Origin of the sequence: Sinorhizobium sp. B11 (assembly GCA_039725955.1) — a bacterium.
GTDB lineage: Bacteria > Pseudomonadota > Alphaproteobacteria > Rhizobiales > Rhizobiaceae > Rhizobium.
On record CP091034.1, the window covers coordinates 2,561,541 to 2,580,190 of the forward strand.

General features: G+C 59.6%; 20 protein-coding genes and 1 pseudogene. 9 read left to right on the forward strand and 12 right to left on the reverse strand.

Annotation, left to right across the window (positions count from 1 at the left end; genetic code table 11):
- Positions 1-39: 39 nt before the first annotated feature.
- Complete coding sequence (locus LVY75_22680) at positions 40-1,047, reverse strand: hypothetical protein (GenBank protein XAZ21628.1); 1,008 nt, start codon at positions 1,045-1,047, stop codon at positions 40-42.
- A gap of 253 nt (positions 1,048-1,300) precedes the next feature.
- Positions 1,301-1,676: pseudogene (locus LVY75_22685) on the reverse strand (DNA adenine methylase).
- Between the two features lie 766 nt (positions 1,677-2,442).
- Here LVY75_22685 and LVY75_22690 point away from each other — a divergent pair.
- The 8 genes from LVY75_22690 to LVY75_22725 all read left to right on the forward strand — a co-directional run bounded on the left by LVY75_22690 (position 2,443) and on the right by LVY75_22725 (position 9,048).
- Positions 2,443-2,682 carry a hypothetical protein gene (locus LVY75_22690; protein ID XAZ21629.1) on the forward strand — a complete coding sequence of 80 codons (240 nt, stop codon included), beginning with the start codon at positions 2,443-2,445 and terminating at the stop codon, positions 2,680-2,682.
- A gap of 13 nt (positions 2,683-2,695) precedes the next feature.
- The gene (locus tag LVY75_22695; GenBank protein ID XAZ21630.1) at positions 2,696-4,381 is read left to right on the forward strand and encodes a portal protein; all 1,686 of its coding nucleotides are present in this window, start codon (positions 2,696-2,698) and stop codon (positions 4,379-4,381) included.
- On the forward strand, positions 4,381-4,734 hold the full coding sequence (locus tag LVY75_22700; GenBank protein XAZ21631.1) for a hypothetical protein: 354 nt from the start codon (positions 4,381-4,383) through the stop codon (positions 4,732-4,734). Before LVY75_22695 ends, LVY75_22700 begins: the two co-directional genes overlap by 1 nt.
- A 16-nt stretch (positions 4,735-4,750) precedes the next feature.
- The gene (locus tag LVY75_22705) at positions 4,751-5,461 is read left to right on the forward strand and encodes a hypothetical protein (protein ID XAZ21632.1); all 711 of its coding nucleotides are present in this window, start codon (positions 4,751-4,753) and stop codon (positions 5,459-5,461) included.
- Positions 5,424-6,458, forward strand: a complete 1,035-nt coding sequence (locus LVY75_22710) for a hypothetical protein (protein XAZ21633.1) — start codon at positions 5,424-5,426, stop codon at positions 6,456-6,458. The genes LVY75_22705 and LVY75_22710 overlap by 38 nt, the downstream gene beginning before the upstream one ends.
- Before the next feature lie 61 nt (positions 6,459-6,519).
- Positions 6,520-6,930 carry a hypothetical protein gene (locus LVY75_22715; GenBank protein XAZ21634.1) on the forward strand — a complete coding sequence of 137 codons (411 nt, stop codon included), beginning with the start codon at positions 6,520-6,522 and terminating at the stop codon, positions 6,928-6,930.
- The gene (locus LVY75_22720; GenBank protein ID XAZ21635.1) at positions 6,923-7,228 is read left to right on the forward strand and encodes a hypothetical protein; all 306 of its coding nucleotides are present in this window, start codon (positions 6,923-6,925) and stop codon (positions 7,226-7,228) included. The genes LVY75_22715 and LVY75_22720 overlap by 8 nt, the downstream gene beginning before the upstream one ends.
- Before the next feature lie 173 nt (positions 7,229-7,401).
- Complete coding sequence (locus LVY75_22725; protein XAZ21636.1) at positions 7,402-9,048, forward strand: SGNH/GDSL hydrolase family protein; 1,647 nt, start codon at positions 7,402-7,404, stop codon at positions 9,046-9,048.
- Between the two features lie 510 nt (positions 9,049-9,558).
- Here LVY75_22725 and LVY75_22730 read toward each other — a convergent pair.
- From LVY75_22730 to LVY75_22760, 7 genes are all read right to left on the reverse strand, one after another.
- Positions 9,559-9,909 (reverse strand): hypothetical protein, encoded by a 351-nt coding sequence (locus tag LVY75_22730; GenBank protein XAZ21637.1) that lies wholly within the window; start codon positions 9,907-9,909, stop codon positions 9,559-9,561.
- A 548-nt stretch (positions 9,910-10,457) separates the two neighbouring features.
- Complete coding sequence (locus tag LVY75_22735) at positions 10,458-10,679, reverse strand: hypothetical protein (protein ID XAZ21638.1); 222 nt, start codon at positions 10,677-10,679, stop codon at positions 10,458-10,460.
- A 207-nt stretch (positions 10,680-10,886) separates the two neighbouring features.
- Positions 10,887-11,150, reverse strand: coding sequence for a DUF982 domain-containing protein (locus LVY75_22740; protein XAZ21639.1), 264 nt, complete (start codon positions 11,148-11,150; stop codon positions 10,887-10,889).
- Between the two features lie 155 nt (positions 11,151-11,305).
- The gene (locus LVY75_22745) at positions 11,306-12,949 is read right to left on the reverse strand and encodes a calcium-binding protein (GenBank protein XAZ21640.1); all 1,644 of its coding nucleotides are present in this window, start codon (positions 12,947-12,949) and stop codon (positions 11,306-11,308) included.
- A 197-nt stretch (positions 12,950-13,146) separates the two neighbouring features.
- A complete protein-coding gene (locus LVY75_22750) occupies positions 13,147-14,613 on the reverse strand; it encodes a calcium-binding protein (protein ID XAZ21641.1) in 1,467 nt (488 codons plus the stop codon).
- Positions 14,614-15,080: 467 nt separating this feature from the next.
- Complete coding sequence (locus LVY75_22755) at positions 15,081-15,803, reverse strand: GDSL-type esterase/lipase family protein (GenBank protein XAZ21642.1); 723 nt, start codon at positions 15,801-15,803, stop codon at positions 15,081-15,083.
- Between the two features lie 235 nt (positions 15,804-16,038).
- Positions 16,039-16,389, reverse strand: coding sequence for a hypothetical protein (locus LVY75_22760; GenBank protein XAZ21643.1), 351 nt, complete (start codon positions 16,387-16,389; stop codon positions 16,039-16,041).
- A 321-nt stretch (positions 16,390-16,710) separates the two neighbouring features.
- Between LVY75_22760 and LVY75_22765 the strand changes: the two genes are divergently transcribed.
- Positions 16,711-16,914, forward strand: a complete 204-nt coding sequence (locus LVY75_22765) for a hypothetical protein (protein XAZ21644.1) — start codon at positions 16,711-16,713, stop codon at positions 16,912-16,914.
- A 56-nt stretch (positions 16,915-16,970) separates the two neighbouring features.
- Here the strand turns inward: LVY75_22765 and LVY75_22770 are convergent, their stop codons facing one another.
- From LVY75_22770 to LVY75_22780, 3 genes are all read right to left on the reverse strand, one after another.
- Complete coding sequence (locus LVY75_22770) at positions 16,971-17,492, reverse strand: hypothetical protein (protein XAZ21645.1); 522 nt, start codon at positions 17,490-17,492, stop codon at positions 16,971-16,973.
- Positions 17,493-17,550: 58 nt separating this feature from the next.
- Entirely contained in the window at positions 17,551-18,057 is a 507-nt protein-coding gene (locus tag LVY75_22775; protein XAZ21646.1) for a hypothetical protein, read from the reverse strand.
- Between the two features lie 110 nt (positions 18,058-18,167).
- A complete protein-coding gene (locus LVY75_22780) occupies positions 18,168-18,431 on the reverse strand; it encodes a KTSC domain-containing protein (GenBank protein XAZ21647.1) in 264 nt (87 codons plus the stop codon).
- Positions 18,432-18,650: the final 219 nt, after the last annotated feature.

The following is an 18,650-nucleotide window of genomic DNA, read 5'->3' on the forward strand; positions in this document are numbered from 1 at the left end:
CATAGGTGACGTTGCCTGACGAGCCCGCTGCGAATGACATTACAGCAATGGCTCGTTGTGAAATCGATACTTCTTCCAGGCCGAGTTTAGCGCGCTATACTCGTCCATAACCTGCGCCACCCAGGTATCTTGGTCATCGAAACTCATATTTGCGATATATATATCTTTGTCCTCCTGGGGGATTCCCAATATCAAGTCCAGGAGGCGCGGAGCGTCAACCATCAGCTTCATGGTTGCTGCATTGCGCTCTTCCTGGGAGCTCCACGGTGCATGTTCCAATATGGCGATGACCAACATGTAATGACGGATTTCCGACGGCATGTAGTCTTCGGTTCCGAGACCGGTATGGACGCGCATAACGAGAAAAAGCACTGAAACTGCTAACCCGGTGAAGAGTGGATCGATCCGCGCGACGTTATCGCCGAGCGAGATTCCGCAGAGCCAATCCGCAGGATTAATCGCCACTCGATTCTTGATCCGGTAGCCAGCATTATAGTCGGCTTCAAGTTCCATAGCCCTCGAGTAGGCCGGGTCATAGGCGGCCCAGTCTTTTTTGAAGAGCGCCGAATTTTCAGTCATAAAAAGAAGGTGCCCTTCAGTAATATGAGCGAACTCATGGTACAGAAGAACACTCCAGACTTCATTCAAGAAATCCTCGAAGAGCTGAACTCGAGGACCTTCGAGCTCAATGTCATTCGGGATCTGATTAAGTTTTTGCTCCACGGTCTCTAAGCCAGCGATGAATGGCAGAGGAACGCCACTCGCTTCCGGCTTAGGAAGCTCGATACCTACGACGGAAGGAATGCATCGGGCGAGAGCAAAGAAGGTTGCTGTGATCAGATGTAACAGTCGGTTTGTTATGAGGACTTCAAATCGCCACTGACCGGCCGCAGCCGGGACTATCGACGCAGCCATCCTGAGCGAATCCTCGCCGATGAAACGCAAGTTAAAATCGACGTTCGGAGGCATACTTGCCATTGTGTCGGCTTTCAATAAATCGAAAAGCCCTTTGACGTGCGCCTTCGCGTCGAAGTCACTCAGATACATTGACATTTCCCCCGAGGATTCGACCTGAGGATAGCGTGCGAAACTTGGCGTGCAATTATATCGTTAACACCCCGCCGCAGATTCTCGCTGATGTAACGCAGTCAACTTTCAGCAAGAAGACGGGCTATACTCTCGCAAGTCGCCTAACGCGCCTAGCCCGCGTCTTGAGATTGCTAATCTCAGGACGCGAAAGCAATTCTCGGCTTCTCGAAACCCACAGGGTCTTAAGTCGGTTTAGTAAGCCCAGCGTCATCTACGCTCCTCGGATGATCAGCTCCCTTGCTGGCATACCTTCACCGCCTGCAACCGAGTAAGTCAATTCCGCTTCGTGCTGCTCAAATCCAGCAAAGATCTCACGGATCGCCGGATTGTCATTTATCGACAGGATCAATTTCCCTTTAAGACGCCGTAAACGCTCTGCCATGATCGCAAACTGCTCGCGACCGAACAGGCTCGTAGTCGCCCTCGCTGCCGAAATACGGCGGATCGAGATAGAACAGCGTCCCCGGCCGATCATACCGATCGATAAAATCCGGCCAGTCCAAGTTCTCGATGACGACGCCCGAAAGGCGCTCGTGGACATCCTCTAGAAGCGGTGCCAACCGCGTCAGGTTGAACCGCGCACCACCATCCCCCAAAGAGCCGCGACCCTCATGACGAGATGAAGAGTGGAGGCTTCGGTGCGGCTTGAGCTATCTCTGCAGAATACGGCCGACTTTGTGGCGCAACGCGGACCTTGCTAAACGGCGGCAATGTGGAAATCTTCCCGACGCCGAACGCAGGCCATCGCCTTGATTTATTTGCTAATTAGAGAAGGTGAAAAGATTTCCGCGCACATGTGGAAATTTTTTTTGGCGAAAGGGCAAAATACGCCAAGAGCGCGGTCGCTCATTGCGTCGCGAATAACGTTAGAAGCCTTGTTTTGTGGGCTTGAAGGGTACTTGAAGGGGGTTGGACTTTTTCTCGAAAGCATTTGAGGCAAACATCCAATTCAGGCAGCTTTCGTTGTGAAACTGCCCATTTGCGATTCGAACTGTCAAAGACAACTCACGGGATTTCCGCAGCGTGCCAGCTAAGAGCCTGATTTTAGGTGCCTTTGCGCAAGATCCCGGATAATCCCAGAGATTCCCACATATTCCGGATACCGGTGTCAGACAACACCGGCGGCACTTCCAAAACGCCTGACATGGGGAGAACGGGTGCGGCAGCTTACGCCCCTCCCCCTTGTGGGGAGGGGTTTGGGGCGGGGTCTTCGTCACGAGCTCTAAGCAAACTGTTCCCCCCATGTCACCCCCACAACCATTCATCCCCCACCCTCCCGCCATCAAGCCAAATCGGCCGGATGGTGGATGATCATCCGTTCCGGCCACACCGCCACCAGGATCGGATGACCCCATGTGCATGTTCTCCTCGCCGCCGAAAGCCGAGCCGCCGCAGGCGCCGCCCGAATACGCCCAGCAGAAGACGCCTGATTATGCGGCGGCCCAGTCCGCCGCCGCGCGCCGCGCTTCCGACAAGGTGAAGGGCGCCTCCTCCACCATTCTCACCTCGCCTTCGGGCGCGCCGCCGCTTGCCGATACGCAGTCACCGCTGCTCTCGGGCAACAGCCTCAAGAAGACGCTGCTCGGGCAGTAAGGCGGAGAGATCAATGGAAAATCCTCGTCGCGACAACGAGACACAGATTGCCTATCACCGCCGCCGGCTGAATGAGCTGAAGGAGGTTCGCCAGCCCTGGGAGGCCGAATGGCGGGCGCTCGCCGAGCATATCGAGCCGACGCGCCTCAGGCTGCATTCCGGCCGCGAAGGCCCGCGCTCGCGCGACAAGATCGTCGACAGCACCGGCACCCATGCCTATGAGACGCTGAAATCGGGCATGCATTCGGGCCTGACCTCGCCCGCCCGCCCCTGGTTTCGCCTCACCACCTTCGATCCTGATCTGAAGAAGCTCGACGCCGTCAAAGTCTATCTCGCCGCCGTGCAGGACAAGATGCGCGAGGTCTTTGCCGCCTCCAATCTCTACCGCGCCTTCCATATCGGCTATGGCGATCTCGGCCAGTTCGGCCAGTCGGTGGCGATCCTCGTGGAAGACGAGGAGACCGTCATCCGCGTGCAGCAGCTGGTGCATGGCCGCTTCTGGATCGCCCGCGACCACAAGGGCAAGGCGACCACCCTCTACCGCACCTTCCGCTGGTCGGTGCAGCGCATCATCGAGCGCTTCGGCTACGACAATGTGCCGGAGCGGGTAAAGAGCCTCTATGACAGCTCCAGATATGGCGAATGTTTCGATGTCTACCACGCCATCGAGCCGCGCTACGACCGTGACCCCAGGCTGATCGACAAGCGCAACAAGCCGTACCTGTCCAATTACTGGATCGACGAGATCGGTTCGGAACTGCTGGAGGAAAGCGGCTTCGACAGCAATCCCATCATCGCGCCGGCCTGGGAATTGTCCGAGGACGATCACTATGCGCTCTCGCCCGGCCAGAAGGCGCTCGGCGATATCAGGATGCTGCAGCTGGAGCAGATGCGAAAGCTCGAAGGCATCGACAAGAAGGTGCGCCCGCCGATGAACGCGCCGACCTCGATGCAGAACAGTCCGGCCTCGCTGCTGCCGGGTGCGGTGAACTATGTGGATGACCCCACCGGCAAGGGCTTCCGGCCCGCGATGGAGGTGAACCTCAGCCTGATGGAGCTGCGCGAAGACATTCAGGAAGTGCAGAACCGCATCGAAAAAACCTTCTTTGCCGATCTGTTCTTTGCCATCACCAATATGGAGGGCGTGCAGCCGCGCAACCAGTTCGAGCTGACCCAGCGCAAGGAAGAGCAGCTGCTGCAGCTTGGCCCCGTGCTCGAAAACGTCTTCGGTGATCAGCTGGGACCGACCATCGACCGCACCTTCGATATTCTGGCCGCCCGCGACGAGCTGCCCCCGCCCCCGCCGGAACTGCAGGGCACGGAGCTGAAGGTCGAATATATCTCGACACTCGCGCAGGCGCAGCAGGCGGTCGCGACAGGCGCGATCGAGCGCGGCGTCGCCTTCATGGGCCAGGTCTCGGCAGTCAAACCGGAAGCGCTCGACAAGCTCGATGTCGATGAGGCGATCGATCTCTATTTCGATGCGATCGGCGCGCCGCCCTCGATGATCCTTGCCGATGACAAGGTGGAGGCGATCCGCGCGCAGCGGGCACAGCAGATGCAGGCGGCGCAGACCGCACAGATGGCCTCGCAGGTGGCGCCTGCGCTGAACCAGGGCGCCAAGGCAGCGCAGGTACTGGCAGACGCCAATGACAACCCGAATGGCGCTGCCCTGCTGCGCCAGCTGGGGCTCGCCTGATGGAGCAGTTTAAGGATCAACCATCCATCCCCCAAAACCTGGGACGAGACGAAATCACCGCGGCCTTCCGCGATGTCTTCGCCAGCGCATCCGGCAAGCGTGTGCTCTTCTGGATGCTGGAACAATGCGCGATCTACCAGGAGGCCTATGCCGGCGAACTCGTCAACGCCACGCATTACACGCTTGGCAAGCAGGGCGTCGGTCGCCGGCTGATCGCCGAGCTCGATCGCATCGACCCAACGCTCTATCCGCGCCTGCTTCTGGCGATCGCGGATCTCAAGGCAAACGACAAGGCAGCGGCGGCAAGCCGCGCCGCAAGCGAGGAAGGCGAAGAACATGACGTTGATGCTTAGGATCGGCAGGCCGGAAATGGCGATGAGTGCCGAAGGCCCAAATAGCGGCGGCAATGGCAGCGGCGGTGGCGAAGATGCTGCACCCGAGAACGTTCTCTTCCCCGAGGATGCGCCGTCACCGGGCAGCGACAAGGACGGCGATGGTTCGACCGAAAACCGGAACGACACCACCGATCAGACCGGCGACGACGCTGCCGACCGCGTGCCTGACGATGGCCGCTATGCCCTGACCATGCCCGAGGGCATCGAGGTGGATCAGGAGCTGATCGACGCGCTCGGTCCCGATTTTCACACTCTCGGCCTGACGAACCGGCAGGCACAGCAGCTGGCCGATCGTTTCATCGAAATCCAGGGCCGGCGCGGCAAGGCGGCGGGTGAAGCCTGGGCCGGCCGTGTTCAGGGCTGGGCCGACGAAGCCCGCAAGGACCGCGAGATCGGCGGCGCGAAATGGGCCGGCAACCGTCGGCTCGGCGCAGCGCGCACTCTCCCGCCTCGGTACGCCCGCCCTGCGCGAGTACCTGAATACCAGCGGCGGCGGCAACCACCCCGAGATGATCAGAATTTTCGCAAAGGTCGGATCGATGATCCAGGAGGACAACCCACCGAATGGCGGCGCGGGCGGAAACGGCAGGAAAGCCGAAACCGCGCACCTGATGTTTCCCAAAGACGCACCGAAGGGCTGATAAGACATGGCCACCATTGGCAGCTACTACCCCAACCTCGTTGACGCATTCAAAGGCTCTGCCGAAGGCGCCGTCATCGAGCTACTCTCCCAGCAGAATCCGATCCTCGACGACGCGATGGCCGTCGAATGCAACATGGATGCCGTGCACCGCCATATGGTGCGCACCGGCCTGCCCTCGGTCTCCTGGGGCCGCCTCTACCAGGGCATCAAGCAGTCCAAAGCGACGATGCAGCAGGTGGATGACACGACCGGCTTCGTGCATGCCCGCTCCGAAATCGACATGCGCCTGCTTGATCTGGCACCTGACAAGGCCAAGGCCCGTCTCGTCGACACCATGCCCTTCATCGAGTCCCTGAGCCAGGAAATGGCCTCCGGCCTCTTCTACCATGACACGGCGACGACGCCGGAGAAGTTCAAGGGCCTGTCCGCCCGCTACTCCGCCTATAATCCAAACCTGCCGAATGTCGCCCAGCCGAACATCGCCAACCAGGTGGTCAATGGCGGCGGCACCGGGGCCGACAATACCTCGATCTGGTTCGTCACCTGGGGCGACCATGCCACCCACCTTCTCTACCCCAAGGGCACCAAGGCGGGCGTCAAGATCGACGACAAGGGCGAGCAGCGCGTGCTCGACGCCAATGGCGACCCCTATTATGCCAAGGAAACGCTCTATACCTGGCATATCGGCGCTGCCGTGAAGGACTGGCGCTACAATGCCCGCGTCGCCAATATCGACGTTTCCGACATGATGGCGGGCACGGTCGATCTCTGGTCGCTCCTGCGCAAGGGCTACTACCGCCTGCAGTCGCGCCGCCTGAACGCCAAGGCAAGCCGCATCGCCATCTACATGAACAAGGATGTGCTCGAAGTGCTCGACGTGCAGTCGTCAGACCGAGCGCTGACCTCCGACCGGCAGAACACCGTGCACCTGACCACGCAGTTCGTCGAAGGCCAGGAAGTGAAGTTCTATCGCGGTATCCCGATCCGCGAGACGGACGCCATCCTCAACACCGAAGCGGCCGTTCCGGCGCTCGCCTGATCGTCTCCCTCAGGCCCGCCGTCTTGAGCGGCGGGCATCCTCTCTCGAAAGGGTATCCAACATGATTTTCGACCGGCAGACGCTGCTTTCGGACGCGCAGGTAATCACCGCAACCGGCCCCAGCACCAATGTCATCAATCTCGGCCCGATCAAGGCCGGCCTGACCCGCGATATCGGCAAGGGCGAGCCGATCCCCTTCCTCATGCAGGTGGTGGAAAGCTTCAACAACCTCACCTCGCTCGCCGTCACCATCCAGACCGACGACAACGAGGCCTTCGCGTCACCAAAGGCCGTCATCACAACGACCCTCAACCTCGCCGATCTCAAGGCGGGCAAGATCATCCCGCCGAGCCATATTCCGCGCGGCACGGACGAGCTCTTCCTGCGCCTCCTCTACACCGTGACCGGCACGGCACCGACGACGGGCAAGATCACCGCCGGCTTCACGGCGGGAGTTCCCTCGCATGGTTGATGTCGTCGCCACCGAGCGCGGCTATTTCGGCAGCATCCGGCGCGAACCCGGCGAGCGTTTCAGCTTGCCGGACGCGCTCTGGAAGGACGAAAAACGCCGCCCGACATGGGTGCGGCTCGCCCGATCCGGCGACAAGGCCGGCGGCAAGGCGGAAGCCGAACCAGCGGGCAAAAAGCCGGTCGCCAAGCCCACCACACCTCCCGAGCCTGATGGCAACGGCGTGCAGGAAGCGCTTGGCGGGCCTGCCCCGGACTGGGTGCCGCCGGAAATCCGGAACTCCTCCCAGCCTGGCGACTGACACCCGGTCGACAGGCCACCTCTGGAGCGCCGTGCGTTCACGCTCACGCAGGAAACACGGCTCCAGCTTTCTATTCGACGCATCAGGCTACCGAAAATCGCTTCCGGTTTTCGGGCCGATGCTGCAGCGGCTTCGGCCGCTCTTTTTTCCTGTTCAGTGAGGAAGACGTGCCGATGGCGAAACTCTACAATATGCAGCGCGTCCAGGGCGTCGTCATCGTTGCCGACGGCGCGCAGATGTTCAACAACCGCCCTGTCATCGGCATCCGCGATGTGGGCGATACCATCCTCTTTGCCGACAACACGCTCGTTCTCGGTGTCGAGATCATCAGCGATGGCGCGACCATCTATAACGACCTGCCCGTGCTCGGCGCCGTCATGATATCGGATGGGCGCAGCCTCTACGGCAATGCGCCGGTCATTCCCGTGAAGGGCGCAAATGTCGCCGTACCGCTGCCGGCCCTGCCGCTCGCAGCCGGCGCCAAGGTCATGGGCCTCGGCCACAGCTTCATCGGCCTCGGCGCGGCGCAGACCTATACTGCCGGGCAGACGGCGACGAACGGCCATACCGGCTTCTACGAGAATGGCCGCACTGTCCTCTCCTGGATCAAGGCAGCCGACGGCCGCTTCAACCTCGATATGTTCGCCGAACTCGCCCACCCCTTCTTCGCGCCGAGTTCCTTTGCCGCCTTCTCGGGCGCCATGGGCGGAAAATCGGGCGACTGCCTCTTCCCCGTTCCTGGCCTCGAAGCACAGTTTCCCGGCACGCTGGCGCGCACCGCCTACGCTCTCGGCCAGAAGCCCGACATCGTCTATGTCGACATCGGCTATAACGATATCGTCCGAAACCGGACGCTTGCGCAGATCGTTGCGGACTTGGACACCCAGGTGCAGCGCATCGTCGATGCCGGCATTTACGTGATCCTGCAGACGCTGAGCTGGACCAGCACGCTCGACGATCAGCCCGGCACCGACGATCCCGCCTGGCCCGGCATTCTCGACGGCATCAACGCGTGGATAATAGCGCAGGCGGGCCGCGAAGGCGTCATGCTCTGCAACACGCTTGCGCTCGACGGCCCGGCCTCGGGCATCTCGCCGGCCATGTTCGTCGACGGCCTTCACCCCAAGCCCGACCTGATGGCAAAACGATCGGACATTCTCCTGCCGATCCTGCAGGGCATGGTCTCGGCCGGCGAAACGCGCTCGCTCGACCCACTCGCCGCCTATAACATCTTCCCGCCGAAGGGCACGCCCGGCACCACAGGCGCCAAGACCAACGTCACCGGCGATGTCGCCACCGGCATGCGCCTGGTGCGCGGCACCGGCACCTCGACCTATGTCGGCAGCAAGGAAGTGCTGGCGACAGGAAACGAGAAGCAGGTCATTACGATCACGCCTGTCAATGACGCGGCTGCCGTTCATACCGTGACCTATGGCCTTCCTGCCAATCTTAGCCTCGCCACACTCGGCCTCGTCGCCGGAGATTGGCTGGAGATCCAGATCCCGGTCGAGCTCAACGACTGGGCCGGCTGGGACTACCTCGACAGCTCCATCCGCGGCCCGGTCCAGATCGGCAACACCGTGACCGTCACCGGCGGCGGCTGGACGACGGGCAACTACATCGGCGGGCGTGGACGTTCCCTAATCTGCGGTTCGAAACTCTGGCTGCCGACGGGGCTGACGATGACGAACATCAGGCTCGATAACCTGCTGATCTTGCGACATCTCTGCACGACGGGCGGGACTGGCGTTGCCAAGATCGGGGCGCCGGTCATTCGCAAGATTGGCAATCCGAGGACGGCGTGGGAATTGGCGGCCTGACGTGGCCGCCATTTATCAAATGGCCATACGGTTAGCCGGATCACGAACGCACATCGATCGGCGGCGGTCAGGGCACCGGAGCACGTTTCAGCAGCCTGGATCGCGACCGCCGCGACCTCATGTCTCCGAAACGGGTGTCCTGGAAGCTTTCAGCCTGCCTCTCACGAGCAAGAGCAGTATGCCTGCTGCAGTGAGGGCCTGCAAAGACAAGTACGCGTACAAGATCCACCAGAACATGATCACCTTCCTCTCCCTCGGTAGGTGAACATAGAACAGCAGATACCAAGGAAAACACGGACAAAGGTCTGATGTGCGATGCCATTTTTGATAAAAGCAAAAGAAACGCCTGAGAGCACAAGCGGGTCTTAAGCTGGCGGGCTCCAATAATTCAAGCTCGCGGCTGTCCGTCTACGAAATTCAATCTGTAGTAGCTGTGATCACACAGCAATCATGAAGTGAGTACCCCGAGACCGCCACTCCACCAACGTCAGGCGATCAATCCCGGCACTCCTACCGACATCTGCCGGCCAGAGCCTTCCTGCCGAAGAGCCTTGCGATGGAAGCGACGCCCGCATGCCAGGCAACGGATGCGGCAGAAGCTCGGCGAACGACGGGCTGCGGGCCGGCCTTCGGGCGGGAGCGAGGTGTCAGTTGGCTCTCTTCTTTCATGGACCCAGCCTCGCCTTCCCGCATGTCTGCGCGTCCGGGCGAAATTGCTTCCTTGACGATCCTGCTCTCTGAAAGCTCGCGCTTGGTCACAACAGCGGCCTGTATCAGCTCGTCGATGTCGTGAACTTGCGGCTCTTCTTCAAAAAGCCGCTCGAGCTCTGCTGCTTCCTCAAATAACTGCTCGATGCTCATTCCATCTCACTCCGGAAACTTCAACCGTGAGGCAGCGGTATCAGGCTGCAAATTTCACGTAAATCGCGCAATGCATCGCGCTCGGGAGAAAGTCTGATCAAGGTCAACCGGTAAGGTTAAATACCTGCCGCCCCACGCTCTTTTGCCGGTCTGGGGGTCAATCCCCGCCGCCGGTCGTCGGCGGGCGGCGCCATCCGCACCTCAACGAAGCCCGCCAAGGGGTGTTTGGCGGGCATCTCAGGAGAAGGATTTGAAAAGGGCGCTTCCGGTCAGGGAGAGACACCCTTTTCGTACTGACTCTGGAGGCATCAGTGGAAGAAGAATTAATACGCTGATCGCCATCTTCAATCGGACTAAAGTCCCAAATGCCACCATCATCTTGGGTGAGGATCAGCACCGGCGGTCCGGCAAAAGAAACTCGCCGAAGCGGGCAAGCCTCTGTGAGGAACGGTGGAACCGCACGGCCGAAGCGATTGAAGGGTCAAGGAGACGCGCATCGGCCGCGCGATCCACCCGCTATAGACTGCAAAGGTGCCGGAAAGTTCCCGTTAGCCCTTGCCTCTGGCAGCAAATACCAGCGCTTTCAGCTGATCGAAATTATGGACGCCCTGACGGTACAGTTCGATCGTGATCGCGGCGATGCGCACCGTCTCCTCGTCATCCTTGTCGAGCTGGAATTCCGCCTTCACGGCATCCAGTACGCGCTGGCAAATGGCGAGGTCTTCCGATGTCATCGGTTGATCGCGCCCGCTTACGTGACGTTCAATCATTCGATCCCTCCATTATGGAAATCGGGATTCGAGATAATTTGTGATCGCGGATTTTCAAGCGGGTTTCGCCGGAATATGTAGGGCAGGCAGAGACCCGACCCCTCGTGCTGACCGGGCCTCCCCCATACCACCTCATAAGGCTGAGCATGGCGGCGGGTCCCTACCCCCTTCGCCGCTATCAGTCAATCGCCGGCGCGTTCCCTCCCGTCAGTGAAGAACGGTAAGGGCCGTAACGCCCGCTTCGTCCGCGGCCCGGATGATGGCGCCCCTGAGCTGGTCAGGGTCAGCCCTGCCGGTCATCACGTCCAGGCAGGCCTTTACGGCCGCCAGGAACTCCTCCCCGTCATCGGACGGCCATTCTCTCATCAACGCGTTGGCGGCTTCCCCGACCGTTCGGACAATCAAACGCCTGTTTCCATCCTTGAAGACAAGGATGACAGGATCGAACGATGCAGAAGTGTCCCATTTCATTACGCTTGGTTCCCGACCAACTAACATATCGGTAACCTTGCAAAACTCGTGCCGCTGCACGCGGTGGTTTGGCGACTGCCATTCGCCGCATGGCTGAATGACGAAAAACGGCCGGCGAAAGCCGGCCGTTTCAGATGCGGTAGCTGTTGCGTTCCTCAGACCAGGAGCGAACTGTTGATCAGGATGTCGCTATGGTCGAAGAACGCCTTGTTGACGCCGACGAAGGCGATGTCCTGGGCGGCGTCCTTGCCGGCGCCGTCGTGATCGTAGGAGAGCACGCCGGTGGCGGAATTGTAGGTGAGCACCGCATGATCGCCGCTGACCTTCGGGCCGTTCTTGACGAGCACGAGGAAGGCGTCGTCATCGACTACGCCGTTATTGTCCTTGTCGAGACCGGTGAAGACGGAGCCGAGCGAGATCTTGTCGTCGGCATCGAAATCCCAGATTGAATCCTTGTTGGCAGCACCCATTTCGTTGAAATGGAACGTATCGGCGCCGCCCTTGCCATAGAGGCTGTCATTGCCGGCGCCGCCGGCGATGAGATTGCTGCCGGCATTGCCGGTGATCATGTTGGCGAGGCCATTGCCGATGCCGTTGATGGCAGTGCCGGAAAGCCGGAGGTTTTCGACATAGGCACTGTCGTTCAGATTGACGCTGACCGAGGCCCAGATCGTATCCGTGCCGCCGCCTGCCGCTTCATCGACGACGCGGTCGCCGGCATTGTCGAAGACATAGCCGTCATCGCCAGCCGAACCATGGACCGTGTCCGCACCGGCGCCGGCATCGATCCAGTCCTTGCCCGACGTGCCGTAGAACGTGTCGGCAGCGGCCGAACCGACGATGGTCACGCGCTCCACCGAGGTCAGCGAAACGGTCGAGTGGTAGCCGTTGGCGCCGAGGATATCGTAGATGACCGTACCGGATTCCAACGTCGCGGTAACGTGCTGGGCGAGCGAAAAGTCCAGTCCGGCAGAATCGTTGCCGTCTTCACCGACGAAATATGCGGATTGGCCGTGGAGGAATGCTAGGGGATCCGCTTCCCCTCCCAAGCCCAGCTTGTACACCAGCACATCGTCACCAGTGCCGCCGTAGATGAAGGTGCTGGAGGCATCACTTGTCACCAGGAATGTATCGTTACCTTCCCTGCCCTCAAGCGTGTTACTGCCCGCACGGCCATCGAGGATGTTGTTGCCCTCGCTTCCCGTCAACCAGTTATCGAGTTCGTTGCCATAGCCTGACGCGTTGCCCTGAAGAAGATTAAGTTTTTCGAGGTTGGCCCCAAGAGTGTAAGTCGAAAGCGTCGTATTAACGGTATCGCTCAAACTGAAATTGCCGCCAAGTTCGATGACCTGATCGCCGACATCGTCAACGACGTAGGTGTCCATCTCGTCACCTCCAATCATCGTATCGGCCCCGGCGCCGCCGTTGATGAAGGCGGTCCAGCCACCACCTACCTTGATGTAATCATTGCCGGCACCCGTCACGATGCTTGCAGAGTTTACACTCGCCGCTTCGATGTAATTGTCGCCATTACCACCGTATACGCTTAGGAAGTCGGCGGTAACGTTATGGACGTTCAGCGGCGTATCCGAGAGCTGACCAGCGAAGAAAGCCTCATTCATCAGGTTATCGCCGTCAAAATAGAGCCAATATGGCCCCGTCCCAAGAGTAAGTCCGAGCGATGTATCAAACGAACCTATCGCCAGCGAAGTATCGGCGGACCCGCCCGTAAATGTCGTGCCGTCGATAAATTGACCGAAGTATTCGTCGTCAGTCTGAGTAAGAATGATCGTTCCCATTAAATCCTCACAAGAAAATTGTGCGAAAAGGCGATTTCTTTTACGGTTTGCAACCACATGTCAAAATGCCATGTGGGAAATTCTTAGCGGAGTGACTTGAGACATCTCGGCACTAGGCAGATCGCGGCTGACCGCCTGCCCGTCCCACAGAAACGGCCGGTCAAAACCGGCCGTCTCCAGTGCGCTAATTGCGTTCCTCAGACCAGCAGCGAGCTGTTGATCAGGATGTCGCTATGGTCGAAAAACGCCTTGTTGACGCCGACGAAGGCGATGTCTTGGGCGGCGTCCTTGCCGGCGCCGTCGTGATCGTAGGAGAGCACGCCGGTGGCGGCATTGTAGGTGAGCACCGCATGATCGCCGCTGACCTTCGGACCGTTCTTGACGAGCACGAGGAAGGCGTCGTCGTCGACAACGCCGTTATTGTCCTTGTCGAGGCCGGTGAAGACGGAGCCGAGCGAGATCTTGTCGTCGGCATCGAAGTCCCAGATCGAATCCTTGTTGGCTGCGCCCATTTCGTTGAAATGGAACGTATCGGCGCCGCCCTTGCCATAGAGGCTGTCATTGCCAGCGCCGCCGGCGATGAGATTGCTGCCGGCATTGCCGGTGATCATGTTGGCGAGGCCGTTGCCGATGCCGTTGATGGCGGTGCCGGAAAGGCGGAGGTTTTCGACATAGGCGTTGTCGTTGAGATCGACGCTGACCGAGGCCCAGATCGTATCCGTGCCGCCGCCTGCTGCTTCATCGACGACGCGGTCGCCGGCATTGTCAAAGACATAGCCGTCGTCGCCAGCCGACCCATGGACCGTGTCGGCACCGGCGCCGGCGTCGATCCAGTCATTGCCCGACGTGCCGTAGAACGTGTCGGCAGCGGTCGAACCGATGATGTTCACGCGCTCCACCGAGGTCAGCGTGACGGTCGAATGGTAGCCGTCAGCGCCAAGGATATCGTAGACGACCTTATCCCCATCGACGGTTGCCGTAACACGCTGCGCAAGCGAGAAGTCGAGCGCAGCGTTGTCGGTGCCGTCTTCACCGTCGAAAATGGCTGACTGGCCGTGGTCGATTGCCCAGGGAAGCTCTCCGCCGCCCAAGCCCTGCTTGTAGACCAGCGTATCGTCGCCTGTGCCACCGAAGATTGCGTTGCGCGATTGGTCGCTTGTGACGAGAAACCGGTCGTTACCCCCTCTGCCCTCAAGCACGTTATAGCCTGCGAAGCCGTTGAGGATGTTATTGCCATCGCTTCCGGTGAGGTTGTTGTCGAGTTCGTTGCCATAACCCGATGCGTCCCCCACCAACAGGTCGAGGTCCTCAATGTTCGCCCCGAGAGTATAGGTCAGGAGTGTTGTGCTAACGCTATCGTGAGAACCAAAGTTGCCGCCGAGGTCGATTACCTGATCGCCAACATCATCGACCATATAGGTGTCGTACTCGGATCCTCCGATCATTATGTCGGCGCCGGCGCCGCCATTTATGGAGACGGAACCAAAGGAGCCGACGGTGGAAATGTAGTCGTTGCCTGCGCCCGTTCCAATGGAGGCGAACGCCGAAGTGATTGCCTCAACGTGATCATCACCATTACCTCCGTACACGAAGAGCGTCTGAGCGGCCACATTGGCATTTAGCGGTGAGTCAGAAACGTTGTCGTAAGCATACGCGCTGTACATCGCGCTATCGCCGGAGAAATATGGAGATGACGAGGATTCTGAGCCGAGAACAACGCCTAGAGACGTGTCAAAAGCTCCGATCGACATGTATGTTAGATCGGTTGATCCGCCAGTAAACGTCGTGCCATCAATAAACTGGCCGAGATACGAGTTATTGGTATTGCTATAAGTAAGGACAAGCGTTCCCATAAAAACCCCACAAAAAATCTGCGCACGCGGGATTTCTTCCACAACCACAACCAGAAGTCAAAGTATTGGTTAACAAATACCCAATACTGTTGCGTCGCAGCAATATTTTAGATCATATAAATATATCGATACTATAGGCCGTCCTCGCCCATCAAAATTGAGGGGCGCCCAGCTTCCTGCAGCGCAGAAATACAGCAAAGTTGCGTCTGGAAGACGCAAATTCCTTTTATCACCACCGCAGTTTCAGCTTAAGCCCTTGGCAGGTCCTGCCGCCCTGCCTATCGCAGCCCAGCCTCCTCAAGCGAAGACCTCAAGACAGTGTACCCATCCGGCGAAAGATGCAGTTTATCAACGGCATAATTCGCGCAGCCCTGCTTGGCGAAGCCGCATGTCAGCTCATCCTCGTCGATCTTGACGAGCGTCACGCCGGTCTTTCCAGCAAGGTCCCGTTCGATATCCGCATTCACCTCCAGACGATCCTTGGCGCGGAAGGTGAAGCCCGATCCGCGCGGAAGGATGGGCACGACATAGATCGGGCTGTCGCTCCAGCGGCTTCTCAGCGCATCGACAACCGCCACGACACCCTGAGAAACTCCGCAGGGGGCAAAGGAGCCATCCCACAGGTTGTTGGTTCCGATGATGAGCACGATATTCTTGGGCTGGATGGCCGGCGGCATTTCCTTCAGGCGCCAGAGGAGCTCCTGGATGTGGTCGCCGAAGATACCGAAGTTTCCGACGCTTGCGGCCCCGAAATCCCGTTTGAGATTGGGACCCCAGTTCTCCGCCAGCGAATCCCCGAAGAGCGCCACGTCGAGCGCGCCGGAGATTTTCTGCTGCTGGCGTGCCTTCATGACCCGGGCGGGAGACTGTTCGATGACAGGGGTTTGCGCGACGAGAGCCTGAACGGGATCGCAGGCAGGAGCGGCAATCGCCTGGGATGCTGCGCAGAGCATTAGTCCGGCGATCGCCCAAGGGAGCCACCGCGTCAAGAAATCCGTCATTTCGGGCCTCGCTGCCGAAGCGTGTCGCGCTCAGTCACTGGGCCGCCACGCTTCAGGTTTCTGCTTTCCGCACGCCGTGACCGTAAACTGGCGGCACACGTCTGCGCGCCGCACTTTAACGTGCGGATCTTGCCGCGATTATGATGTGGCCGATAAATTAAAGCGCGGTCGCGATCTCCGTGATCCGCTTGCCGCGCTTTGGGTCCTTGTTACACACGCTTCTGCGCGACATGCTTCAGAAAAGAAACCACAGGAACACGGCCAGCAGCAGTGCGGCGGCGGCGAACTTCAGGATCGTGGCTGGAGCGAGCGGAGGCTTCCTGCGGGCGACGACATATGGCTCGATGATATTCTGGAAGAAAATGTCCCGGTCTTCGGGTCGAGCGGCCATCAGCTGTACGTAGCGGGATTTCGTGATACCGCTTGCCTGGCCGCTGCCGCCATCGGCGTACAGGATCTCGAGGCTCCGGTCGCTCTCATTGTACTTCACCTTCCGTACCTTGTGACATTCAAAGGAAGTCCAGGTCATTGTGGCGTCCAAATAGAATTGCTCCCGATGCGAAGGATTATTGCTCACCTGCGCCATGCGATAGCCAGGTGATCCCCATAGTTACTGATGATGCTGAGCTTGACAAATTGCCCATAATAGTTACTTGCCACCGCCTCTTTAGCTGCAATGCTAGGCCAACACCCCGTTTATAGCCGGGATGTGACGGTTGTTATATCTTTCGACGGAGAGCCGGGGTAGGAGATGGGCGGAACGATCCGGGTTCGTCTCCTGCTGGATTTGCAGCATCGGCAGCGGGCAAGCGAGAGTGGGCAGCAGGAAAGCCCACTGGAGTTTGCGCACCGCAACCGACAGAGGAAAGCGGTGCCCAGGTGAAGACCTCACCTGCTACGATACTCGATGAAGCCAGTGCACTATCTCTTGATCATCTTCATTGCGCCGCCGCTCATTGCGCTTGCGCTCGGGATTGTCGTGATCGTCTCGTCATTCCGTGGCGAGCAGGCTGACCCGCGCCCGACAGGAACGATCGGCGTCCGAAAGGGCGGCAGGATCGGCAATCCCGGCTATGTGCTTCCGCCGCCGTCGGACGGTGACTTTCAATAGAACTGTAGCCACCCCTCGCCCGCCACTGCCAGCGCGGCCTCGCCTTGTGCCGGCTCTCAGGATCTGCGCACCAGCGGCGGCAGCGTTACGAAGGGATTGTCGGGATCGTAGCTCGCCTTCGGCTTGCCCTTGCCGGGCTTGAGCAGCCCTGGTGCCAGGTGCCCCTTCGGGCCGAAGAGATAGGCGCTTCCCGCGCAGAGATGGGCAAGCGCACGGTAATCGAAATAGCGGAAAGTACTGTCGGCGAGGAAGGCCGCCTCGTTATAGGCCGTGCCCTTGATCTCGGCAAAGCGTGTCTCGGTCATATAGGCGTAGAGCGCCTTCTTGTTGAGCGATGCGCCGCTGCAGAGCGTGGCGAGCGAATTGGCGAGCTTCACCACCCTCAATGTCTGGGCATCCGGATTGTCGAGCGGCTTCATCGCCTCGGCGACATAGTGGTTCGTCGCCGGATCGTTCGTCATGGATTTCTTCCAGAAGGCCGGCACGTCCTCGGCTGCAGCGGAGCCCGGAGAAACAAGGCCCGCGGAAGCGATCGCAAGAAGCGCGGTAAGAACACAAAGTCTGAAATGATAGGTCACGCCATCCCCCGTTCGGCATATCGGCCCGGTGCCATCGCAAGCCCTGCGGAAATGCCCGTCAGCGCTGCTTCAGTTCGAGCCGGATCCTGTAGAAATTCGCGGCATCCGCCATCGCCTTCACGTCGCATTGCTTTGTGCCGACGGCGACGGTGGCGATGTCGCGGACATCGGTGGTCAGCCAGATCGGCGCCTCGCGCGTATAGGAGCGGCCGGGCAGCGCCCGCCAGTTGGCGAAGAAGATGCCGATCTCCTCGCCGGCCGCATTGAGGAAGGTCGCGACGACGCAGACCTGGTCGTCATCGTCAGGATCTTCGTTCTTCAGCGTGATTCGCGACATGACGGAATTCGTCTTCGGGTCGGCGCGGAAAGAGAAGCTGTAATATTGCGGCCGCTTCCAATCCCACTTGTCCTCGACGAGCTTGCAATATCCATCCTCGGAGGAAAGGCATTCCTGTGCTGCCTGGACGCGCCAGACATAGTTCTTCCATCCGTCCTCATCGGGAATGGGGGCGTGGTCGCTGGTCAGGAGGCCAAGGGCGATGGAGAGTTGTTTGAGGGTCGGCATAACGGGATGCTCGCCGGATTCGCCGCACCGCGCAAGCCCCTGACACCAGGGGCCTTCGGGCCGGACCAGACGATCCGGCCTTCTATCCTGTCAATGTGTTGCGGGCGCGCTCACGACAGTTGACCGCGCTTGCCGGTGACCATGCGAAACATCTGTTTTGCGCGTCCGTCGGCACCTTCGGCCGAGCGCGCATAGGCATCGCGGATATGGCGCGTGTAATACCAGCCGGGCGACGTGGCCGTGATCAGGTTTTCATAGACGACCGGCGGCACGTTGAAATAGCGGCGGTGGCCCTTGAGGCGAATCTCGATGTCGAGGACCCCTGTCGACGGGTCGTAGGCAACGGATTTCACGAGTTTTGACGAAAGTTCCATCGTTGCTCCATATGCTGCGTCGCACAATGGAACCATGGTTAAGATAATAGTCAAGCCTTTGTAATGTTTCAGGACACATTACCTCACAAACCTTGCCTAACGTGAAGCCCGCTCTAAAAGGCCGGTCCGCAGGCAGTTGCCGCCCTGCAGCATTTCGCCTCACCCGCTGCTTGCGCCAAAATCCGTTTTCCGTTGTGCCCACCCTAGTTCTCCCGCTAT

What these genes read in the sequence shown, in the direction of transcription:
- LVY75_22680 (XAZ21628.1), bottom strand. Translation starts at nt 1,047, where the DNA reads ATGTATCTGAGTGACTTCGACGCGAAGGCGCACGTCAAAGGGCTTTTC.
- LVY75_22690 (XAZ21629.1), top strand. Translation starts at nt 2,443, where the DNA reads ATGTGCATGTTCTCCTCGCCGCCGAAAGCCGAGCCGCCGCAGGCGCCG.
- LVY75_22695 (XAZ21630.1), top strand. Translation starts at nt 2,696, where the DNA reads ATGGAAAATCCTCGTCGCGACAACGAGACACAGATTGCCTATCACCGC.
- LVY75_22700 (XAZ21631.1), top strand. Translation starts at nt 4,381, where the DNA reads ATGGAGCAGTTTAAGGATCAACCATCCATCCCCCAAAACCTGGGACGA.
- LVY75_22705 (XAZ21632.1), top strand. Translation starts at nt 4,751, where the DNA reads ATGGCGATGAGTGCCGAAGGCCCAAATAGCGGCGGCAATGGCAGCGGC.
- LVY75_22710 (XAZ21633.1), top strand. Translation starts at nt 5,424, where the DNA reads ATGGCCACCATTGGCAGCTACTACCCCAACCTCGTTGACGCATTCAAA.
- LVY75_22715 (XAZ21634.1), top strand. Translation starts at nt 6,520, where the DNA reads ATGATTTTCGACCGGCAGACGCTGCTTTCGGACGCGCAGGTAATCACC.
- LVY75_22720 (XAZ21635.1), top strand. Translation starts at nt 6,923, where the DNA reads ATGGTTGATGTCGTCGCCACCGAGCGCGGCTATTTCGGCAGCATCCGG.
- LVY75_22725 (XAZ21636.1), top strand. Translation starts at nt 7,402, where the DNA reads ATGGCGAAACTCTACAATATGCAGCGCGTCCAGGGCGTCGTCATCGTT.
- LVY75_22730 (XAZ21637.1), bottom strand. Translation starts at nt 9,909, where the DNA reads ATGAGCATCGAGCAGTTATTTGAGGAAGCAGCAGAGCTCGAGCGGCTT.
- LVY75_22735 (XAZ21638.1), bottom strand. Translation starts at nt 10,679, where the DNA reads ATGATTGAACGTCACGTAAGCGGGCGCGATCAACCGATGACATCGGAA.
- LVY75_22740 (XAZ21639.1), bottom strand. Translation starts at nt 11,150, where the DNA reads ATGAAATGGGACACTTCTGCATCGTTCGATCCTGTCATCCTTGTCTTC.
- LVY75_22745 (XAZ21640.1), bottom strand. Translation starts at nt 12,949, where the DNA reads ATGGGAACGATCATTCTTACTCAGACTGACGACGAATACTTCGGTCAA.
- LVY75_22750 (XAZ21641.1), bottom strand. Translation starts at nt 14,613, where the DNA reads ATGTACAGCGCGTATGCTTACGACAACGTTTCTGACTCACCGCTAAAT.
- LVY75_22755 (XAZ21642.1), bottom strand. Translation starts at nt 15,803, where the DNA reads ATGACGGATTTCTTGACGCGGTGGCTCCCTTGGGCGATCGCCGGACTA.
- LVY75_22760 (XAZ21643.1), bottom strand. Translation starts at nt 16,389, where the DNA reads ATGGCGCAGGTGAGCAATAATCCTTCGCATCGGGAGCAATTCTATTTG.
- LVY75_22765 (XAZ21644.1), top strand. Translation starts at nt 16,711, where the DNA reads ATGAAGCCAGTGCACTATCTCTTGATCATCTTCATTGCGCCGCCGCTC.
- LVY75_22775 (XAZ21646.1), bottom strand. Translation starts at nt 18,057, where the DNA reads ATGCCGACCCTCAAACAACTCTCCATCGCCCTTGGCCTCCTGACCAGC.
- LVY75_22780 (XAZ21647.1), bottom strand. Translation starts at nt 18,431, where the DNA reads ATGGAACTTTCGTCAAAACTCGTGAAATCCGTTGCCTACGACCCGTCG.